Origin of the sequence: Pseudomonas sp. P135, assembly GCF_020312125.1 — a bacterium.
Taxonomy (GTDB): domain Bacteria; phylum Pseudomonadota; class Gammaproteobacteria; order Pseudomonadales; family Pseudomonadaceae; genus Aquipseudomonas; species Aquipseudomonas fragariae.
The window spans coordinates 45,498-65,430 of sequence record NZ_JAGPYR010000003.1; the positions used below are offsets into that span (position 1 = coordinate 45,498).

Annotated in this window: 16 protein-coding genes; 6 read left to right on the plus strand and 10 right to left on the minus strand. The window is 60.7% G+C overall.

Going from position 1 to position 19,933, the window contains the following annotated elements; translation table 11 throughout:
• Positions 1 to 330: 330 nt before the first annotated feature.
• From KBY08_RS05100 to KBY08_RS05115, 4 genes are all read left to right on the plus strand, one after another.
• A complete protein-coding gene (locus KBY08_RS05100) occupies positions 331 to 1,044 on the plus strand; it encodes a hypothetical protein (RefSeq protein ID WP_096135627.1) in 714 nt (237 codons plus the stop codon).
• A 172-nt stretch (positions 1,045 to 1,216) separates the two neighbouring features.
• A complete protein-coding gene (locus KBY08_RS05105; RefSeq protein ID WP_177410918.1) occupies positions 1,217 to 4,336 on the plus strand; it encodes a transglycosylase domain-containing protein in 3,120 nt (1,039 codons plus the stop codon).
• Positions 4,337 to 4,423: 87 nt separating this feature from the next.
• Positions 4,424 to 5,014: a PadR family transcriptional regulator gene (locus KBY08_RS05110; RefSeq protein WP_096135629.1), complete on the plus strand. Its 591-nt coding sequence runs from the start codon at positions 4,424 to 4,426 to the stop codon at positions 5,012 to 5,014.
• Entirely contained in the window at positions 5,011 to 5,778 is a 768-nt protein-coding gene (locus KBY08_RS05115; RefSeq protein WP_096135630.1) for a siderophore-interacting protein, read from the plus strand. Before KBY08_RS05110 ends, KBY08_RS05115 begins: the two co-directional genes overlap by 4 nt.
• 15 nt (positions 5,779 to 5,793) lie before the next feature.
• On the opposite strand, the gene KBY08_RS05120 is transcribed toward KBY08_RS05115, so the two are convergent.
• Together KBY08_RS05120 and KBY08_RS05125 are read right to left on the minus strand one after the other, a co-directional pair.
• Entirely contained in the window at positions 5,794 to 6,453 is a 660-nt protein-coding gene (locus KBY08_RS05120) for a Pr6Pr family membrane protein (protein WP_003405376.1), read from the minus strand.
• A gap of 53 nt (positions 6,454 to 6,506) precedes the next feature.
• On the minus strand, positions 6,507 to 6,734 hold the full coding sequence (locus tag KBY08_RS05125; protein ID WP_003405366.1) for a VF530 family DNA-binding protein: 228 nt from the start codon (positions 6,732 to 6,734) through the stop codon (positions 6,507 to 6,509).
• A 440-nt stretch (positions 6,735 to 7,174) separates the two neighbouring features.
• Between KBY08_RS05125 and KBY08_RS05130 the strand changes: the two genes are divergently transcribed.
• Positions 7,175 to 9,598 (plus strand): glucose/quinate/shikimate family membrane-bound PQQ-dependent dehydrogenase, encoded by a 2,424-nt coding sequence (locus KBY08_RS05130; RefSeq protein ID WP_057457071.1) that lies wholly within the window; start codon positions 7,175 to 7,177, stop codon positions 9,596 to 9,598.
• 721 nt (positions 9,599 to 10,319) lie between these two features.
• On the opposite strand, the gene KBY08_RS05135 is transcribed toward KBY08_RS05130, so the two are convergent.
• The 8 genes from KBY08_RS05135 to KBY08_RS05170 form a co-directional block, all read right to left on the minus strand.
• Entirely contained in the window at positions 10,320 to 11,516 is a 1,197-nt protein-coding gene (locus tag KBY08_RS05135; protein WP_003405364.1) for an ABC transporter substrate-binding protein, read from the minus strand.
• Entirely contained in the window at positions 11,513 to 12,520 is a 1,008-nt protein-coding gene (locus KBY08_RS05140; RefSeq protein WP_011268747.1) for a CobW family GTP-binding protein, read from the minus strand. The genes KBY08_RS05135 and KBY08_RS05140 overlap by 4 nt, the downstream gene beginning before the upstream one ends.
• The gene (locus KBY08_RS05145) at positions 12,517 to 12,816 is read right to left on the minus strand and encodes a hypothetical protein (RefSeq protein WP_003405362.1); all 300 of its coding nucleotides are present in this window, start codon (positions 12,814 to 12,816) and stop codon (positions 12,517 to 12,519) included. Before KBY08_RS05145 ends, KBY08_RS05140 begins: the two co-directional genes overlap by 4 nt.
• Before the next feature lie 22 nt (positions 12,817 to 12,838).
• A complete protein-coding gene (locus KBY08_RS05150; protein WP_003412971.1) occupies positions 12,839 to 13,588 on the minus strand; it encodes an SDR family NAD(P)-dependent oxidoreductase in 750 nt (249 codons plus the stop codon).
• A 124-nt stretch (positions 13,589 to 13,712) separates the two neighbouring features.
• Entirely contained in the window at positions 13,713 to 14,474 is a 762-nt protein-coding gene (locus KBY08_RS05155; RefSeq protein ID WP_096135700.1) for an SDR family NAD(P)-dependent oxidoreductase, read from the minus strand.
• 10 nt (positions 14,475 to 14,484) lie between these two features.
• Positions 14,485 to 15,825, minus strand: a complete 1,341-nt coding sequence (locus KBY08_RS05160) for an MFS transporter (RefSeq protein WP_011268749.1) — start codon at positions 15,823 to 15,825, stop codon at positions 14,485 to 14,487.
• Positions 15,826 to 15,852: 27 nt separating this feature from the next.
• Positions 15,853 to 16,734 (minus strand): polysaccharide deacetylase family protein, encoded by an 882-nt coding sequence (locus KBY08_RS05165; RefSeq protein ID WP_002554892.1) that lies wholly within the window; start codon positions 16,732 to 16,734, stop codon positions 15,853 to 15,855.
• A 76-nt stretch (positions 16,735 to 16,810) separates the two neighbouring features.
• Positions 16,811 to 18,184: an amidase gene (locus KBY08_RS05170; protein ID WP_024639275.1), complete on the minus strand. Its 1,374-nt coding sequence runs from the start codon at positions 18,182 to 18,184 to the stop codon at positions 16,811 to 16,813.
• 347 nt (positions 18,185 to 18,531) lie between these two features.
• Between KBY08_RS05170 and KBY08_RS05175 the strand changes: the two genes are divergently transcribed.
• The gene (locus tag KBY08_RS05175) at positions 18,532 to 19,524 is read left to right on the plus strand and encodes a GntR family transcriptional regulator (RefSeq protein WP_371834307.1); all 993 of its coding nucleotides are present in this window, start codon (positions 18,532 to 18,534) and stop codon (positions 19,522 to 19,524) included.
• The last annotated feature ends 409 nt before the right edge of the window (positions 19,525 to 19,933 follow it).

Here is a 19,933-nt window from a genome sequence, read left to right on the forward strand (position 1 = left end):
GCACCGACCGGGTCCTCGGCACCTGTATTGGCATGAGCGCCGGAAGCCAATGCCATTATCACGAAAATGGACAACAAGCAAAAACCAACACATTTTCTTCCATAAGTATTCATAGGTATTCTCGCAGATTATGCAGAGGCAGGTTGCCACTGACAAAATTGACGCAATAGAAAGTTAGGCGACTAGTCAACCCTCACATTAAAACCAAGGAAACTTCCTACAAAAAATAATCACCACTATAGTCTAGGAAAAATCCTACATACTTATCAGGCAAAGTTTTGCGAAGGTCTGCCGCTAGCTAGTTATCATTGACACCAAAGAGCGCCTAGCATGCATATCAACCCTTTAGCTTCTGCATCACAAAATCAACAGCGCACTCTCTCAGGCTCGAGCTCCCTCACCTCACCTGCTGCTTCGCCGATCAAAATCCCTCAGGCGCGTGATAACGTGCGTGATCCGAACGCTGAGTTCTATACCACCGAGGAAACACCCTGGTTATCCGACTACAAAACGTCGGCGGCAGGACGGGTTATGCTGGAAAGTATGTCTGAAGAGATATCGAACCTACTCCGAAGTACATACCTGGGTGACTTAACTAAAGATTTTGAAAAGACCCTATGCCGTATGTACGACAATTTTCATGATTTCAAGCAGCAGCTTTTTTACCTTAATACGGAGCTGTCAAATAAGCACTTCGGCTTCACGCTGGGTTTTAATCAGGAAATCCAGGTGACCGACCCAGACGATGTGCTCACCCCGGCAGAGTTCACGTACCTGACCGAGAAGCTGAACGAACGTCAACCACTGAAGGAGGATCTGCGTGCGCACGCAAAAATTGTGATGACGTTACTCGATCACTACACGGAAAAATTCGGCAACCAGCACACACTCAACCTTGAGAATTACAGCAAGGTTATCGATTACGGACAGGTCTTCAGCCGCAACCACATTGGCAACTTCATGGACACGATCATTTACCAGATCGAGCGCAATGCGCCGAAGCGTGAAGAAGAGCGCAAACCGTTGGTTGATCTTCACGTCTGATCAAGCCAGCGCCACTGCAGTTCATGTGTGACTGCAGTGGGATTAGTTCATGACGCTCGTCCCCACTGCGCGCCTTCCGCCCTCGAAAACCACCAGACAATTCCCTCCCACAATTCCATCCAGCGTCTAAGCTTGGGTCAGGTGCTTTGACAGGATGACCGGACAATCGACTATGGGCGCATTTCGGCATTCCGATAGCAAGCAAGAGATGCTATCCGCTGATCGTGAGGATGATCCTCGTACGCCCAAATATCCGCGTCGCAAGCGATACGGATGGCGGGTGTTCTGGGTCGTGGTGGTGTTGGCAGGGGTTGCATTGGGCGTGGCGGTGGCGGTGGAGAGCAGGACCTCCAGGCTTCAGGCGCGGGAATTCAGCCGCTTTGCCGCGAGCCTGGGTTATTCAATGCAGCCCGGGCCTAGTCATGACGTGGTGTATCCCGGTGACGGGCCGTTCGACCGGCGCCTGGGCTATTCATCCATGGATGAATTCCTCTCGCGCCTGCTCAAGCGCGATTATGTGATTACGCGTCAGACCCGGTTTTCGCCGGAACTGTTGCGTTACGTCCGGCATGGTTTTTTCGTGCCTTACGAGGAAAAAACCCAGGCCGGGCTGTCGATCACCGATTGCCGAAACGAGCCGCTGTACGAGTTCAGATACCCACAGCAGTTTTACCCGACCTTCGCCGCCATTCCGCCGATGCTGGTGAACAGTCTGCTGTTTATCGAAAACCGTGATCTGCTTGATCCGCAGCAGCCCATGGCCAACCCTGCGGTGGACTGGCCACGTTTTGTCAAAGCCGCCTGGTCGCAATTGGCTAAGATGTTTGCCCTCCCCGGCCAGTCGGCTGGGGGCAGCACGCTGGCCACTCAGCTGGAAAAATACCGCCATTCCCCCGACGGGCTGACGCTGTCGGGTTCGGAAAAGCTGCGGCAGATGATTTCCGCCAGCGTTCGCGCCTATCAGCCAGGGACCGAGACACTCGCCGTGCGCCAGCGAGTGGTGCGTGACTACCTGAACAGCGTGCCGCTGTCTGCGGTGCCGGGGCATGGCGAGGTGCATGGTCTGGCCGAAGGACTGCGGGTGTGGTTCGGCGCAGACTTCGGCAAAACCAACGAAATACTGGCTTCGAATCCGGGCAATAAACAGGCGCTGGCCGACAAGGCGCTGGCGCTGCGTGAAGTGCTCTCACTGGTAATCGCCCAACGTCGCCCGTCGCACTATCTGGCCAAGGGACGCCAGGAATTGGCAGAGCTGACCGACAGCCACATCCGCCTGCTGGCCCAGGCCAACGTCATCGACCGACCGCTGGCCGAGGCCGCGCTGGCAGCCCAGGTCACCTACCGCGACTGGGCGCAGCAACCGACCCTGCAGCCCATCGAAACCAACAAGGGCATCAGTGTCGCGCGCACTCGCCTGTCGAATCTGCTCAATCGTCCGCTTTACGACCTGGACCGTCTCGACCTGTCCGCCACCAGCACGCTGCATGGCGAATTGCAGCGCAGCGTCAGCCAGTACCTGCGCGACCTCGCCAACCCTGAGTTTGCGGCAAAGACCGGTTTGATGGGCGAGCGCCTGTTGACCCCGGCCAGCACAACGCAAGTGCGCTACAGCTTCACGCTGTTTGAACGCGGCGTGGATGGCTCGCGGGTCAGGGTCCAGACCGACAGCACCGATCAGCCGTTCGATATCAACGAAGGCAGCAAGCTGGAGCTGGGCTCGACGGCGAAGATGCGCGTGCTGACGACGTATCTGGAGATCATCGCCGAGTTGCATGGGCGCTATTCGGGCTTGAGCCCTGCGCAGTTGCGCAAAGTCCCGGTCGAGGAACCGGATCGGCTGACCCGTTGGGCGGTGGATTATCTGCAACTGAGCAAGGACCGTGACCTGGCGAAAATGCTTTCGGCCGCACTCGACCGCACCTATTCGGCCAGCCCCGCAGAAGCGTTCTTCACCGGTGGCGGCATGCACCGTTTCAATAATTTCCGGCGCGAAGACAACGAGCGGATTCCGACCCTGCGCGAGTCGCTGCGTGAGTCGATCAACCTGCCGTTCATTCGTCTGATGCGCGATGTGGTGCGCTACAGCACCTATCAGGCGCCCAACAACAGCGCCGAGCTGCTCAAGGATGATGACAACCCGCGCCGCCAGGAATACCTGGCGCAGTTTGCCGACCGCGAAGGCACGGTATTCCTGCTGCGCTTCTGGAAACGCTACAAGGAAAAGACCACGCAGGAGCGGCTCGACACCTTCCTCGACGGCATTCACCCGACGGCGATCCGCCTGGCTGCGGTACACCGTTACCTGTTGCCGGGCGCTGATCAGGGCACATTCAACGCGTTCATCCGCGCCCACCTGGACGAGCCCAGGGCGAGTTCGAGACTCACCGACAAACGTCTCGCCGATCTGTACCAGAGTTACGGTCCGGGCACTTATGACCTGCCCGATCAAGGCTACATCGCCCGCGTCCATCCGCTGGAACTGTGGCTGGTAGGCTACCTGCTCAAGCACCCGGAAGCACAGTTCAAGGACGCGGTGGCCGCCAGTCGTTACGAACGTCAGGAAGTCTATGGCTGGCTGTTCAAGAGTCGCCACAAAGGCGCTCGCGACAGCCGGGTGCGGACCATGATGGAGGTCGAAGCGTTTCTGGACATCGAGCAACGCTGGCAGCGCGTGGGTTATCCGTTCGACCATCTGGTGCCTTCGCTGGCGACGGCTATCGGCAGCTCGGGAGACCGTCCGGCGGCGCTTGCCGAGCTGATCGGCATCATCCAGAACGACGGTATCCGCCTGCCTGCGGTGCGCATCGACAGTCTGCACTTTGCCGCCGACACGCCTTATGACACTCAACTGAGCATCAACCCGGAGCTGGGCAAGCGTGTGTTGCCATCGGAAGTCGCCGCGGCAATGCGCGAGGCCTTGTCGCAAGTGGTGGACGGCGGCACGGCCAAACGCGTGCAAGGCACGTTCAAGATGCAGGACGGCAGCGTGCTGGCGATGGGCGGCAAGACCGGCACCGGCGACAACAGGATCGAAAGCGTCGGTGCGGGCGGGCGAATTCTCAGCTCAAGAGCGATCAACCGCACGGCGACTTTCGTGTTTTATATCGGCGACAACCACTTTGGCGCGCTCACGGCGTTCGTGCCGGGGCGCGCTGCCGAGGGCTTTCGCTTCACCTCGGCGTTGCCGGTGCAGGTGCTCAAAGGCATGGCACCGATTTTGACGCCTTACCTGGAAAACCACGGACAGGCGATGTGCAATGCCCCGCTCGCCGATGCGCCCAAGGGTGTCTGAGCGGCAATGACCGCTCGTCTGCCAGCTCTGTGATTACAATAAGATATATCTTAAGGTATATCTAACTTGTAACCAGAGAGCAAAAACATGCGTGAAGATAAACATCCACCCCACCATCGTCCGCCGCATCTTCGTGACGCAGGTGAAGATCGCGACGGTTTTGAAAAACGCCCCGGCCGCGAACGCGGTGGACGTGGCCCTCGGGTTTTCGCCCCTGGCGATCTGAAATTGCTGCTATTGGCGTTGATCGCCGAACAGCCTGCTCACGGCTATGACCTGATCCGCAAGATCGAAGGTCTGTTCGAGGGTGCGTACTGCCCCAGCCCCGGCGTTATCTACCCAACCCTGACATTCCTTGAAGAAAGCGAAATGGTGGTCGGCGATGCACAGGCCGGCAAGAAGCTCTACACCGTCACCGATGCGGGTCGCCAGTCCTTGGAAGATCAGGCCGTGGCGCTGGAAGGTGTGCGCATGCGCATCGATGTCAGCAAGCGCTCACTGCGCGGCCATGATCGTCCGCCGGAAATCCATGAAGCGGTGCACAACCTGCGCCACGCGCTGCAGATGCACCATGGCCGCTGGAGCCCGGAAGAGATTCTACGGGTCAGCGAACTGCTCAACAGCACGGCCAAGGCTGTCGTCGATGGGCCTAAACCTGCCTCGGAGGAGTCGGCATGAATTCGCCCCAGTCAATCCATCGCGTCATGCATGAAATCAAGCGACGCAAGCTGCAGGTGGTGAGGGTCACGGAACTGACACCCCTGATGCGCCGCATTACCTTGCAGGGGCCGGAGCTGGCGGGTTTCATCAGCCTGGGCACGGATGACCACGTCAAACTGTTCTTCCCGCAAACGGCAGAAGAACAGGCCGCCTTGGAAAACCTCAACCCTGCCGGTGACAAGGACACGCCGCGCCCGCCGATGCGCGATTACACGCCGCGTCGCTACGACGAAAAAACCGGGGAACTGGATATCGATTTCGTGCTGCACGGCGAAGGCCCGGCGGCCACCTGGGCCGCTCAGGCAGCGCCCGGGCAATTCCTGCACATCGCCGGGCCGAAGGGTTCGATGGTGGTGCCGGACATGTTCGACAGCTACCTGCTGATCGGCGACGAAACAGCCATTCCCGCCATCGCCCGACGCCTCGAAGCGCTGCCCGCCAACCGCGCTGCGCTGGTGGTGGTCGAGGTTGCCAACCCGCAGGAACAGCAGGTGTTCTACAGCGCCGCGCAGGTCGACGTGATCTGGATTGTACGCGGCGAACAGAATCTGCTGGACGTCACGCGGCGCCTGGAGATGCCCGAGGGCAAGCTGTACGCCTGGGTCGCGACCGAATCCGCGCAGTCACGCAAGCTACGTCGTGTACTGCTCGACGAGTTCGGCCTGGAAGAGGAATTCGTCAAGGCCGCCGGTTACTGGAAGCTGGACAGCACTGAAGAATGAGCAGGACCGGGCGACTCACAGCGTACGACGAGACGCCCGTTTATCGACGCCCAGCAACAACAATGCAATGAGCACGAAACCGAGCAGCACACCCAGCGCGTTGATGAATGCCTTCGGAAAACCGATCGTACCGACATCGATGAACGGGTACAGGTAATCACCGAACATGTGGCCCCGTAGCAGGACATAGGCGAAGTAGACGATCGGATAGATCGCCCAGAGCGCTACATGGCCCAGACGCAGCGCGCCCTTGGGCACGTACAGCCACCAGTAAATCACGAACGCCAGCGGCATTATGTCGTGCAGCAGTTCGTCGGCCACCCACTGCCAGCCTTCCGGGTGCCACAAGTGGCGCAGCAGGATGTTGTAGGCGATGCCCACCAGCGCGATGCTTACCGCAATGCCGCCGCATACCACCGGATGCCGGAAGAACCGGTGGCCTGCCGACTGCTGTGTCGTCAGGGCGCAACTCAGCGCGACCGCTACAAGCATGTTGGTCAGTACGGTGAAGAAACTTGAAAAGCGTACCAGCCCACCCAGCAGACTGGCGTGATCGGCATAACGACCAATCAGGATCAGGTAAAGCTGAATCACCAGTCCCGACCAGCCGAGGCAAGCAGCCACGAGGGCGTAATAGCGCTGTCCCTGCGCAGGTTGTGGATGTTCGCTGAGCATCTATCGGTATCCTTGAGTGCCGGCCTCCATGCCGGGCTGTTCTGGCGGGCCTGTTACCAGCCCTTGCTGCGATGCAACTTCACATACAGCGCTTCGACCTTCTCCCGCGCCCAGGGTGTCTTGCGCAGGAAGGTCAGACTGGACTTGATGCTCGGATCGCTTTTGAAGCAGCGAATATCGATGCGCTCGGCAAGGCCGGACCATTCGTAATGTTCGACCAGCGCGCTGAGGATCTGCTCCAGCGTGACGCCGTGCAACGGGTCGGAGTGGGGTGTTGTCATGATGAGCCTTGAAACGGATGAAGAAGAGACGAACCTGAACGGATCTCCGGAGTACGCAGGTGCGTTCCGAAAGTCTGCCATTGTAAGCGCCACGCCTTGATAAAACACAGTCGGCCTGCAGCACTATTGCCGGCCTCGCAATGATCCATGTCAGGTTTTTCTCTTTTAGAAAAATCGTTAGCGCCCTATCATTGCCGGGTTAAGGATTGAAGATTCCCCCTTCTGCAGATGTTCCTTCGGACAAAAGCCTATGCACGAATTCGGGCGGCAAGGGTCTACGACTCAATGACCGCGCGACCGAACGTGCAACCGCGCTCTGCCTGACGGTTTAATTCCACCGTCGGCGATTCGTCTCAACAAGCAGCTTCAAGGAATGGCGCCAAGGCAGGCGATGCTTAAAACAAGATGTCAATTACTTACTTCTCGCGGAGATTCGCATTATGAGCACTGACAGTGCTTCAAATAGAAATCGCCTGTTACCGACCCTGCTCGGGCTGGTGATCCTGTTGATGGGGCTGGCGTTGCTGGTCGGTGGCGCCCGACTGCTGCAACTGGATGGCTCGTTGTATTACCTGCTGGCCGGTATCGGCTTTGCCGTGACCGGCGTGCTGCTGATCACTGGTCGTGCGGCTGCGCTGGGCCTTTATGCACTGCTGCTGTTCGCGAGCACGGTCTGGTCGTTGTGGGAAGTCGGCCTCGACTGGTGGCAATTGGTGCCACGCCTGGCGCTGTGGTTCGCCCTGGGTATCGTGTTGCTGCTGCCATGGTTCCGCGAGCCGCTACTGCGCAACGGTCCGGCACGCATGGGCACCGGTGCACTGAGCATCGCTGTGGTGCTGGCCGGCCTGACCGCACTGGCAAGCCAGTTCACCAATCCGGGTCGTATCGAAGGCCAACTGGATCGCGAGACGGCTGGCACGACCAACACCGCCCCAGCGATGCCTGACGGCGACTGGCAGTCCTACGGCCGCACCGCGTTCGGTGACCGCTACTCGCCACTGGCGCAGATCACGCCGGAAAACGTCAACAAGCTGGAGCCGGCCTGGACCTATCGCACGGGTGACATTCCGGGGCCGAATGACCCAGGTGAAACCACTGCCGAGAACACCCCGCTCAAGGTCAACGGCATGCTCTACGTGTGCACGCCGCACAGTCAGGTGATCGCCCTTGACCCGGATTCGGGCAAGGAAATCTGGCGCTTCGATCCGAAGCTCAGCACTCAGAACGCTGCCAACTTCAAGGGTTGGGCGCACATGACCTGCCGTGGCGTCACCTATCATGACGACGCTGCCTATGCCGCCAGCACCCCGGCGCAAAGCCCGACGGTCCCGGCTGCCGACGGCACGGCCACTGCCAGTGCTGCCTGCCCGCGCAGAATCTTCCTGCCGACTGCCGACACCCGTCTGATCGCGCTGAACGCCGACACCGGCAAGATGTGCGAAGACTTCGGCAACAAGGGTTCGGTTGACCTGACCGCCAACATGGGCACCTTCGCTCCGGGCGGCTACTACTCCACGTCGCCACCGGCGGTCACCAAGGACCTGGTGATTATCGGTGGCCACGTCACTGACAACGTTTCCATGGACGAGCCGTCCGGCGTGATCCGCGCCTATGACGTACACACTGGCCGTCTGGTGTGGAACTGGGACAGCGGCAATCCGGAAGAAACTGCGCCGATTGCCGAAGGCAAGATCTACACGCGCAACTCGCCGAACATGTGGTCCATGTTCAGCGTCGATGAAAAGCTCGGCATGATCTACCTGCCGATGGGTAACCAGACGCCTGACCAGTGGGGCGGCGACCGTACGCCAGAGTCCGAGAAGTACAGCGCGGGCCTGGTTGCACTGGACATCGCAACCGGCCGCGTGCGCTGGGACTACCAGTTCACTCACCACGACCTGTGGGACATGGACGTCGGTGGTCAGCCGACCCTGCTGGACATGAAAACCGCTGACGGCATCAAACCCGCCGTACTGGCGTCGACCAAGCAGGGCAGCATCTACGTCCTGGACCGTAGCACCGGCAAACCGATCGTGCCGATCAATGAAGTGCCGGTCCCGCAAGGCGCTGTCGCGGGTGATCACACCTCGCCAACCCAGCCCAAGTCCGACCTGAACTTCATGCCGCCGCCGCTTAAAGAGCGCGACATGTGGGGCGTGACACCGTTTGACCAGATGATGTGCCGGATCGACTTCAAGTCGCTGCGCTACGATGGTCCGTTCACCCCGCCTTCGCTGCAGGGTTCGATCGTTTATCCGGGCAACTTCGGTGTGTTCGACTGGGGTGGTATTTCCGTCGACCCGGTGCGTCAGATCGCCTTCGTCAATCCTAACTACATGGCTTTCCGTTCGAAGCTGGTGCCTTCTGCCGAAGTTGAAGGCGGCCCGGGCCGCAAGAGCGAAACCGAAGGCGTACAGCCGAACAAGGGCGCGCCTTATGGTGTGATCCTGGAAGCACTGCTGTCGCCGATGGGCCTGCCTTGCCAGGCACCTGCATGGGGTTACGTGGCGGCTGTCGACCTGACCACCCAAAAAACCATCTGGATGCACAAGAACGGCACCGTGCGCGACAGCTCGCCGATCCCGCTTCCGCTGACCATGGGCGTTCCAAGCCTGGGTGGTACGTTCACAACCGCCAGCGGCCTGGCGTTCATGAGCGCTACGCTTGACCAGTACCTGCGTGCTTATGACGTGCGTAACGGCAAGCAGTTGTGGGAAGCCCGCCTGCCAGCAGGTGCGCAAACCACCCCGATGACCTACACCGGCAAGGACGGTCAGCAATACGTGCTGGTCGTTGCAGGCGGTCACGGCTCACTGGGCACCAAACAGGGTGACTACGTGATGGCGTTCAAACTGCCGAAGTAATGCGTTGCTGAGGTCAATGAAAAGCGGCTACCGAGAGGTAGCCGCTTTTTTTTGTCGCCACTGAAACTTGATTTCAGTGGCGCCAGCTACCAGGCCGGGCTGCGGATCTGTGCGCTCTCCCACACGATTATCGTTGCGCACGCTCCAGCGTGGGAATGCCGTTCCGGACGCTCTGCGTCCTCTCTTGAGTGTGCGGCGCAGCGCAGATCTGTGACGCGGAGCATTGGCACGATAGGGTTCACACGACTATCGTTCCGCACGCTCTGCGTGGGAATGCCGTTCCGGACGCTCTGCGTCCTCTCTTGAATATGCGGCGCGGCGCAGATCTGTGACGCGGAGCGTCACGAAATGCATGCCAACGCGGAGCATTGGCACGATAGGGTTCACACGATCATCGTTCCGCACGCTCCAGCGTGGGAATGCCGTTCTGGACGCTCTGCGTCCTCTCGTGAATGTACGGCGCGGCGTAGATCTGTGACGCGGAGCGTCACGAAATGCATGCCAACGCGGAGCATTGGCACGATAGTGTTCACACGACTATCGTTGCGCACGCTCCAGCGTGGGAATGCCGTTCCGGACGCTCTGCGTCCTCTCTTGAATATGCGGCGCAGATCTGTGACGCGGAGCGTCACGAAATGCATGTCAACGCGGAGCATTGGCACGATAGGGTTCACACGATTACCGTTGCGCACGTTCTGCGTCCGCTCCCCAGTGCCTATGGCTAGCGCGCTTTGGCGCTGCTTTTGTCACTGGCGCGCAGGATGTCGTTCCAGCGGCGGACCAGGTAGTTGTGCTCGTTCATGACCGAATTCCACACGGCGATGTGGCCCATGCGTTCTTCGTAGGAGCCGCCGTCGCGGACCTCTCCGGCGTCGATCAGCGGCAAGCCGTCGCTGCCGAGCAGTTGTTCGCGGGCAGGCAGGCCGGCGTACCAGTAATCCCATTCGGCAGCGCTGAGGTGATCACGGCTGCGTGCCGGGTTGCCAATGTAATAGCCCTGCCGCGCCATCACTGCGCCGGGCCAGCCCGACAGCCACCAGTTCAGGTACGCATAGGCGGCATCCAGCACCGGACCCTTGGCGTGACGTGACAGGGAAAGCCCGCCAAACCAGCCGCGATAACCTTCCTTGGGCACCGCCACGCGGTACTTGACCCCCGCACGGTGCAGCCTGACCAGGGTCGGTGACCAGAGGCTCTGAATATCGATGTTCGGGCTGAGCATCAGTTCGGCGGCTTCTTCGTCACCTGACCAGAACGCACCAAAATGCCCTTGCTGCTGTTTGCGCACCAGCACATCAGCGAGCCGATCGATCTCTTCGATGCTCATGTTGCCGATGTCCTTGAAGCTCGCCAGCCCCGCCCCCTGCACAGCCAGGGCGGCATCCAGCGCGCCGATGGCCGCGTCACTCTGCAAGGCGATGCGCCCGCCCCATACAGGGTCGAGCAACCAGCCCCAGCTTTCGTCCGCAGAGCTCAAGCCATCCGGCAAGCGCTCGGGGCGATAGGCGAAGCTGTCGGCGTTATGGGTCAGCGGCAACATGCTGATGCGCTCGGTCACCGCACTGCCCAGGCTGCCGTCGTGCTGCACGAACAAACGCTCGCTGGGCACACTGCCGCTACCAGGCTGATCGGTAGGCCGCAGCCGGCCCTGCTTGGGCAGGTCGTTGATTTCGTGCCACAGCGCGATGCGCCGCGTGTCGATGGGTTGAATCGCCCGCGCAGGCCAGACGAAATCGACGTTATGAAACCACTGATCGTAAAGGTCGTAGCTGTCTGGCTGCATGACCGCGATGCGTTGCGCGGTTTGCACGTCGTGAATCTGGTAGACCAGCTTGATCCCCAGCTCCTGCTCGGCCCGCTCACGCAAAGACTCCAGCAGGGTCACGGAGGTGCCCAGCACACGCAAGGTGATGGTCATGCTGAAGACTCGCCGAGCGGCGGCGCGAAGCTGCCGGAGAAGACTTCAAACGAACGACGCAGCAGATCGGGATCGAGACCGCGCAGGATGAACACCAGCCGTGAGGTGCGATCCTCGCCCGGCCAGGCGGCAAGGTGCACCGGCGCATGCAGGCAATGCTGCACACCATGAATCACGATGGGAGCCTGATTGTCGTTCACGTTGAGCAGCCCTTTGACGCGGAGGATTCGTTCACCGTGGCATCTTAACAGCATCGACAGCCACACCCCGAAGCCGACCCAGTCCAGAGGGCGCTCGAACGTCAGGCAACAGACTTGCGCATCACCATGCCGCGCGGAGGTCGACAGTACCCGGTGCAGTTGCCAGCGCGTCACTTCAGCGGCCGGTTCGTCGCTGCGCATGCCCTCGCCCAGCAACAACTGATCGCCGCTGTGGACATCCGCCGTATCCAGCAGCGGCGCAGAAAAATTCAGTGCTTGCAGATGCTCGCGCAGGCCATCCAGCACCGACTCGTCGACCAGATCGGTCTTGCTCAACAGCAGCCGGTCCGCCGCCGCGACCTGCGCCAGCCACTCCGGATGCAGACGCTCTTGCAGCGTCGCGTGGCAGGCGTCCACCAGCGTGACGATCAGGCCGATATGAAAACGCCCGCGCAGTTGCGGGTCGTTGCTCAGCGTGGTGAGAATCGGTGCCGGATCGGCCAGGCCGGTAGTCTCCAGAATCACCCGGCGAAACGCAGGAATTTCACCTCGATTACGCCGCTCCAGAAGACCGAGCAGCGCGTCTTTCAATTCACCGCGAACGGTGCAACAGACACAACCGCTGGGCAGCAGCACGGTGTCCGGTGCGACCTCTTCAACCAGCAGATGATCGATACCGACATCGCCGAATTCGTTGATCAGCAGTGCGGTGTCGCCCATGTTTTCATCGGCCAGCAGGCGTTTGAGCAATGTGGTCTTGCCGCTGCCGAGAAAGCCGGTAATCACATTCAGGGCAATGCTCATGATGACCTCTGCAGATGATCAAGCAGACCTGAATCAAGCGGATCCAGCGGTCGGCCGATCAGCAACTCGGCCTTCTGCCAGAGCTGCTCCAGACCGGTCGCCAGTTCCTGCTTGCCGGTGGCCCCGAGCAGAAGATAGGAAACGCCCTGAAAATCTTCGACCTTCAGACGAAACGGCGCGACCACCTTGTTGATGGCAGCAATACGCCGCAAGCGCTCACGCCGCCGGGGCAGTTCTGCCGCCAGCGGATCGCTCCAGTGCACGTCCTCTCCCAACAGCCCGCACAATCCACACATCAGGTGTTCTCCGGCTGTTTGCTCATGGCATGACGTCGCCGGAATTTGGGCCCAGTGTCTGACCGACGAACAGATTGCCACCCGGCTCGCTGGCCAGTAGCACCGCCACCGGGGCGACCTCTTCGGCCAGACCGAAGCGGCCCAGCGGCAACTCGGCAGCCTTGGCGGTTTTCCAGGCGCTGCTGATCCCGGCGACCAGTGGGGTTTCGATAGGACCGGGCGCAATGGCGTTGACCAGCACGTTGTCCTTGGCGACTTCCAGCGCCAGGGACTTGCTGAAACCGATCACCCCGGCCTTGGCGGCGGCGTAATGGGTCAGTTCGGCACCGCCCTTGATACCCAGTTGCGAAGCGACATTGATGATGCGCCCCCAGCGCTGGGCAATCATGTGCGGCAATGCACGCTGGCTGGCCACAAAGACGCTGGTCAGGTCGATACGCAGCATGTCGTTCCACATATCGAGGGTCAGGTCGACGCAACGTGCCTGGGTCAGCATGCCCGCGTTGTTGACCAGAATGTCGATACCTCCGAACTGTTCGACACAGGCATCGACGCTGGCTTGCGCGCCGTCGACGCTGCCGACATCGGCCACGCATTCCTGAACCTGGGCGCCAAGCTGGCGGCACTCTGCAGCGATCTTCGCCAGGCTGTCGGCGTCTCGGTCGCCCAGCACCAGACGCGCGCCTTCAGCCGCATAGGCGCGGGCGATGGCTGCGCCGATGCCACTGCCGGCTCCGGTGATCACTGCGCGCTTTTGTTTGAGTTGCTGCATGGGGTCGGATTCCTTGGTTGATTTGGGGATCACGGCGTATGGCTCGCGAACGCTCAGTCACTGGCACGCCATTCCCGGCGTCTGTACTGAACGCTTCGCGAGCACGCTCCCGATCCGAATCGATCTACTCGGGCCAGCGCACGGTCAGGCCACCGTCGATCACGATGCTTTGCCCGGTCAGGTAACTGGCTTCATCGCTGCACAGAAAACGCACCAGCGCAGCGACTTCATCCGCTCCACCGACCCGGCCCAGCGGGATGGCTTTGGCCGCCTGCGCCAGACCTTCCGGCCCCAGCGAGTTCGTGCTGTCCAGCGATTGCGGCGTCTCGATCAAGCCGGGAATCACCGCGTTGCAACGGATGCCCTTCGGGGCGAGCTCCACCGCCAGTGACCGGCACAGCCCAGGTACGCCGGCCTTGGCCGCTGCGTAATGGGAATGGTCCTGCCAGCCATACACACCGCCGGCAATCGAGGAAATCGCCACCAGCGCCCCGCCCTCACCCATGTGCCGGACGGCGGCGCGGAAGGTACGCATCACGCCGGTCAGGTCGACGTCGAGCATCTCGTTCCAGCGCTCGTCGGTCATTTCCAGCAACGGCGCGCGGCGCAACAATCCGGCATTGGCAACCGCGTAGTCGATGCGGCCGAATGCCTTGACCGCCTGCGCGGCCAGGTCATCGACCGACTCGGTGAAGGTCACGTCCAGTGGCAGCATCAGGCATTCGCCGCCCGCCTCCGCCACCAGCCTGCGGGTTTCGTCCGGATCATGCGGATCAGCCGGATAGAACCCGCCTGCCACCGCCACCCCCTGGCGGGCAAAAGCCACTGCCAGGGCCTGACCAATGCCACTGGCGGCACCGGTTATCACTGCAACTTTACGCGTCATGTGCTGCTCCTCATTTCACCGTTTCAGGTCGCACGTGTTTAGCCGCGAACATCAGCGCACCCGACAGGAAGCAAGGCACTGCGCCGAAGTACAACGCCGAGGTCTGCCAGTCGCCGCCGGCGCTCAGTACCGATGTGGCACCAAAGCCTGCGACCACGGCACCGAGCGGGCCCATGGCATGGATGATTGCGCCGCCCGTGGCACGAATGCTGGTCGGGAAGCTTTCGCTGATGAAGAACAATGCCGCCGAGTAAGGGCCGATCAGGAAGAACAGCCCCAGGCTGTACAAGCCGACCACCGTCACCATGTTGCTTGGCCCGTAAAGCATGCCGGCAAACGCCAGGCCGCCGAACATCCAGCCGAGGCCGATGACATTACGGCGACCGATCCGGTCACCCATCCAGCCGTGACACAGGTAGCCGCAATAGCCCACCAGGTTGGACAGCACCAGAATGATCAGCGAGTTCTCGAACGAGATGTGGTGGACGCTGACGATCACCGTCGTACCCAGCACACTGAACACCTGAATGGCCGCCCAGTTGAGCAGGATCGCAGCACCGATCACCAGGGTCGCGCGACGCGACGAACCGCGAAAGGCAGCGCCGATACCGGCCTTGCTGTGTTCTTCGTAATCCACCCCGTAAGTCTGCGCCACGGCCTTCGCCTGGCTGAGGTCGCCCTTCTTGCGCAATTGGGTGATGCGTTGATGGATCTGAAACTGCGGACTCTCCTTGAGCTTGCGCGCCAGGATCGCGATGACGATGGCCGGGATCGCAGCAAAGACGAAGCAACCCTGCCAGCCGATGACCGGCAACAGCACCGCCGTCAGACCGGCCGCGATCAGCGCACCGACCGGCCAGCCGCCCTGCACCAGGCTGTAGATGAAGCCACGGCGCTTGGTCAGTCGCGGGTCGTCGGATGCAGCATAGATTTCGCTCAGGTAGGTCGCGTTGACCGTTTCCTCTGCATAACCCAGACCGCCCAGCGAACGAATGAGGATCAGGGGCGACTTGCCCCACGCTCCGCCGATGGCCGTGAGCGCCGAGCAGATCGCCGAGCCACTCACGGTAAAAATGATACCCACGCGCCGTCCCAGGCGATCTACCAGCGGGCCGATGGCCAGAGCCACCACCGCGGTGCCGACTGCGACCCAGGTCGCGATTTCGGCCTGTTCGACCTCACTCCAGCTGAAATGCCGACCGATTTCCGGTAACAGCGTGCCAAACAGAATGAAGTCATATACCGCAAACACCCACGCGAAAAACGCAATCCATGTGGCGAACCGTACTTGCTCCGGAGTCAGTTGCTCAGGTTTCCAGCCGGTCAGGTCGAGCTTATTGTAAATGGACATGAGTGACGCCTCGGACAGGGCAATGAATCAGCGGGTACGGGGGTTGCGACGCACGAAGTCGTCGGCAATCTCGTCGAAAGTGACGAACTTGACGCCAGCATGGCTTTGAATGTGCTCGATCAAGCGCTCCAGCATCAGCAGCACTTGCGGGCGACCAGACACGTCCGGGTGAATGGTCATGGTGAATACAGCGTGTTCATGTTCGCGATAGACCCAGTCGAACTGGTCGCGCCACATTTCTTCCAGGTGCCGAGGGTTGACGAAACCGTGGCTGTTCGGCGCCTTCTTGATGAACATCATTGGCGGCAGATCGTCCAGGTACCAGTTGGCCGGGATTTCCACCAGATCGGTTTCTTCGCCACGCACCAGAGGCTTCATCCAGGTATCCGGATGTTGGCTGTAATCGATTTTGGTCCACTTGTCGCCCACCCGAACGTAGTAAGGGTGGAAGTCGTTGTGCATCAGGCTGTGGTCATACTTGATGCCTTTCTTGAGCAGCAGCTCGTTGGTGACGTTGCTGAACTCCCACCATGGCGCGACATAGCCGGTCGGACGTTTGCCGGTCATTTGCGTGATCAGGTCAATGGACTTGTCGAGGACGATCTCCTCTTGCTCCGGGGTCATCGCAATCGGGTTTTCATGGCTGTAACCATGCACACCGATTTCATGCCCGGCATCCGCCACGGCTTTCATCTGCTCGGGGAAGGTCTCCATGGAGTGCCCCGGAATGAACCAGGTGGTGCGCAGACCGTAACGCTCGAACAGCTTGAGCAGACGCGGCGCGCCGACTTCACCGGCGAACAGGCCGCGGGAAATGTCGTCCGGCGAATCCTCGCCACCATAGGAGCCCAGCCAGCCGGCAACGGCATCCACATCCACACCAAACGCACACAGAATTTCTTTGGCCATCGTTGTTCTCCCACGGGTTAATCAGATCGGTTTCGCGCGGTACGGCACGCGGGCCGGTTGGCATTGCAAAACGTGTTCAAGGGGCTGCGATCAATGACTCCACGGTCAGCGCCGCACGCAGCAGCCGTGCGTCTTCGCCTGCCGGTGCGCTGAGCAACAGCCCGGTGGGCAGGCCCGAGGCATCGCGGCCGCTGGGCAATGACACGCCGGGCATGTTCAGCAGGCTGCCGGGCATGGTCAGGCGTAGCGTGGCGAGGTTGGTTTGAACGAACAGATCGTCGTCCTTGAGCAGCGGTACGAGCGGCGGCGCCACATGGGCCACGGTCGGGGTAATCAGCAGCGCGCCGTCCAGTTCGAGGGTCAACTGCTCCTGCAAGCGCTCGCGCGCGGCATACAGATTGACCAGCAGGCTGGCCGGCATGGAACGGGCGGCCTCCAGGCGCTTGCGAACCCTGGGGTCGAGCTGGCTGGCGGCGTCGCTGTCGAGCAACGCCTGATGCAGCGCGAACGCTTCGGCTGCGCCAAGCCAGCCCTGTTGCTGGATCAACAGCAAGGTGGCCTGAAATGCCTGGCAAGGCTTGACCTCGATCAGCGCGCCACTTGCACGCAAGGCTTCGACGGCACGTAACAGGTTGTCGCGAACGGCCGGCGTGACCCGCTCGTCTTCCAGCACCGCCTGATCGAGCAGAAAACGCTGACCGGCCAGGCTGCGTGGTATCAGCGATGAAGGTTTGCTGCGCGCACAGAGCAGATCGTCAATCACCAGAGCGTCGCGCACGCTGCGGGTCAGTGGCCCGACGCTGTCCAGCGTCAGCGCCAGCGGGAAAACGCCGTCGCGGCTGTAGCGGCGGCTGGTGCTGCGAAACCCCACCAGGCCATTGAGCGCTGCCGGCACACGAATAGAACCGGCGGTATCGGTGCCCATTGCAATCGGTACTGTTCCGTTGGCCACGGCGACTGCCGAACCCGAAGACGAACCGCCCGGAATGCGCGGCGAGCTGTCGCTGTTGGGGTTGATCGGCGTGCCGAAATGCGGGTTCAGGCCCAGCCCTGAATAAGCGAATTCACTGAGGTTGGTCTTGCCCAGGCTGACCATCCCGGACCTTGCCAGCAGCCCGACACTCGGCGCATCCAGCAGCGCGGGCGAAAGGTTGTTGCGCACCGCGGCACCGGCGGTTGTGACGCTGCCTGCCACGTCGAAAAGATCCTTCCAGGCGATGGGCACGCCGTCGAAGGGGCTCAATGGCTGCCCTTGCTGCCAGCGGGCCGCAGACGCTTCAGCTTCCCGACGTGCCCGTTCGATACTCATGGAAATGAACACATGATCGGCGGTTTCTGCCTGTTGCAGTGCCTTGTCCAGAGCCTGCACAGGGTCACTGCGCCCCTGAGCAAAATCCTCGGCCAGTGCGCAGGCATCACGGGTAACGCTGTGACTCCCGGTATCGGTCATGCACATCACACCTTTAAAAATGTACTTATTAATAAAATGTACATTTAACAAAGGCAGGTTCCATGCCAATCTGCACGTCGCGACGCCCTGACCCGATCGAGCTGATGGCCCTTTCGCGCTGGAACCGCCGTACTAGAAACCTTTTTGCAAAGGCATCAATCAGTTGCGATAAAGCTTCGCCGGCGCACCAGATCGTCATAAAGAAATAATGTATCTTTTATAAAAGGTACATTTCAGTGCAGAAAAGTAACGGGGGCCCCATGAACGAGCATAAGGACGTGTGCCAAGGTGACAACAGCGCTTCTGTGCGAGAATCGTCCGTCAACCGCCAGAAGTGTATGAAACCGATGTCAGAAGAGGACCCGCGCACCGCGTCGCGCTACGCCATGATCCGCGAGGTGTTGCGTAACGCTATCGTCTCGGGCGCGGCCGCCAATGGACTGGTACTGCTTGAAGCACCGCTGGCAGAACTGTTCGGCACCAGCCGGGTGCCGGTGCGCAAGGCGCTCAATCTGCTGCATGAAGAAGGCTTGATCAGCCGTTTCGACGGTCGGGGTTATCTGGTCAATCCTGACGCGCAGGAAGTCGAGCCGCTGCGCCTGAGCCTGAGCCACAAGCAGTTCGGGCTGGACAGCAGTGAAGAACTGGTCGACACCCGCCCGCTCGGCGAACGTATTCATGATGAGATCGGTGCGGCATTGTCGGCCTGTATCGCGTTTGGTCACTACCGGCTGGATGAACAGAGCGCCGCGCAGCATTACGGAGTGAGCCGCGCAGTGGTTCGTGAGGCGCTGATGCGTCTGCGCGATCGCGGCCTGGTGGAAAAAGAGCCTTACTCGCAATGGCTGGCGGGGCCGCTGACGGCCCGGGAAATCACTGAAGACTACGAACTGCGTGCCTGCCTTGAGCCCGAAGCCTTGCGCCAGACGGCGCCACAGCTGAGCCGCGAAACCCTGGAGGCAATGCTGGCCAGGGTCGTCGAGGCGCAAAACGCCGAACAGTGCAGCCTTGAGGAAATCGAGCGCCTTGAGGACGACCTGCATCAGCAATGCCTGGGCGGCCTGCAAAACCGCAAGATCGCCATGCTGATCAGCCAGGCGCAGAGCCCGATGATCATCAACCGGATTTTCTATCGCCTGCTGAGCATTGGCGCCGATGAAGCGATGCTGGCCGAACATCGGCTGATCATCGAATTGCTGCTGCACGGTGCCTTCGACGCCGCCGCCCTGAACCTCAAGGAACACCTGCTGCGCGCCCGGCAGCGCATGCTGCAACGCCTGAAAGTCCTGTCGGTATTGCCGGAGCAGGAAGTGCCGGGGTATCTGACGCGGTTGAGTTGAGGTGGGCTGGATCACTCTCGCTGCCACGCTATATAAACGAGTCAACTCGCACTCGGTGTGAAACCCGGTTTCTGTAGGAGCGGACTTGTCCGCGAAAGGGCCTGTACATTCACAACATTTCTGCTGCCCAAACGCCCTCTTCGCGAACAAGTTCGCTCCTACAGGAGCGTCCGATTTCGTAACGCCCGGCAGCGCATGCCACGCTATAAAAGAGTCAACTCGCACTCGATGTGAAACCCGGTTTCTGTAGGAGCGGACTTGTCCGCGAAAGGGCCTGTACATTCACAACATTTCTGCTGCCCCAACGCCCTCTTCGCGAACAAGTTCGCGCCTGCACAAGCGTCCGATTTCGTAACGCCCGGCAGCGCATGCCACGCTACAAACGAGTCAACTCGCACTCGGTGTGAAA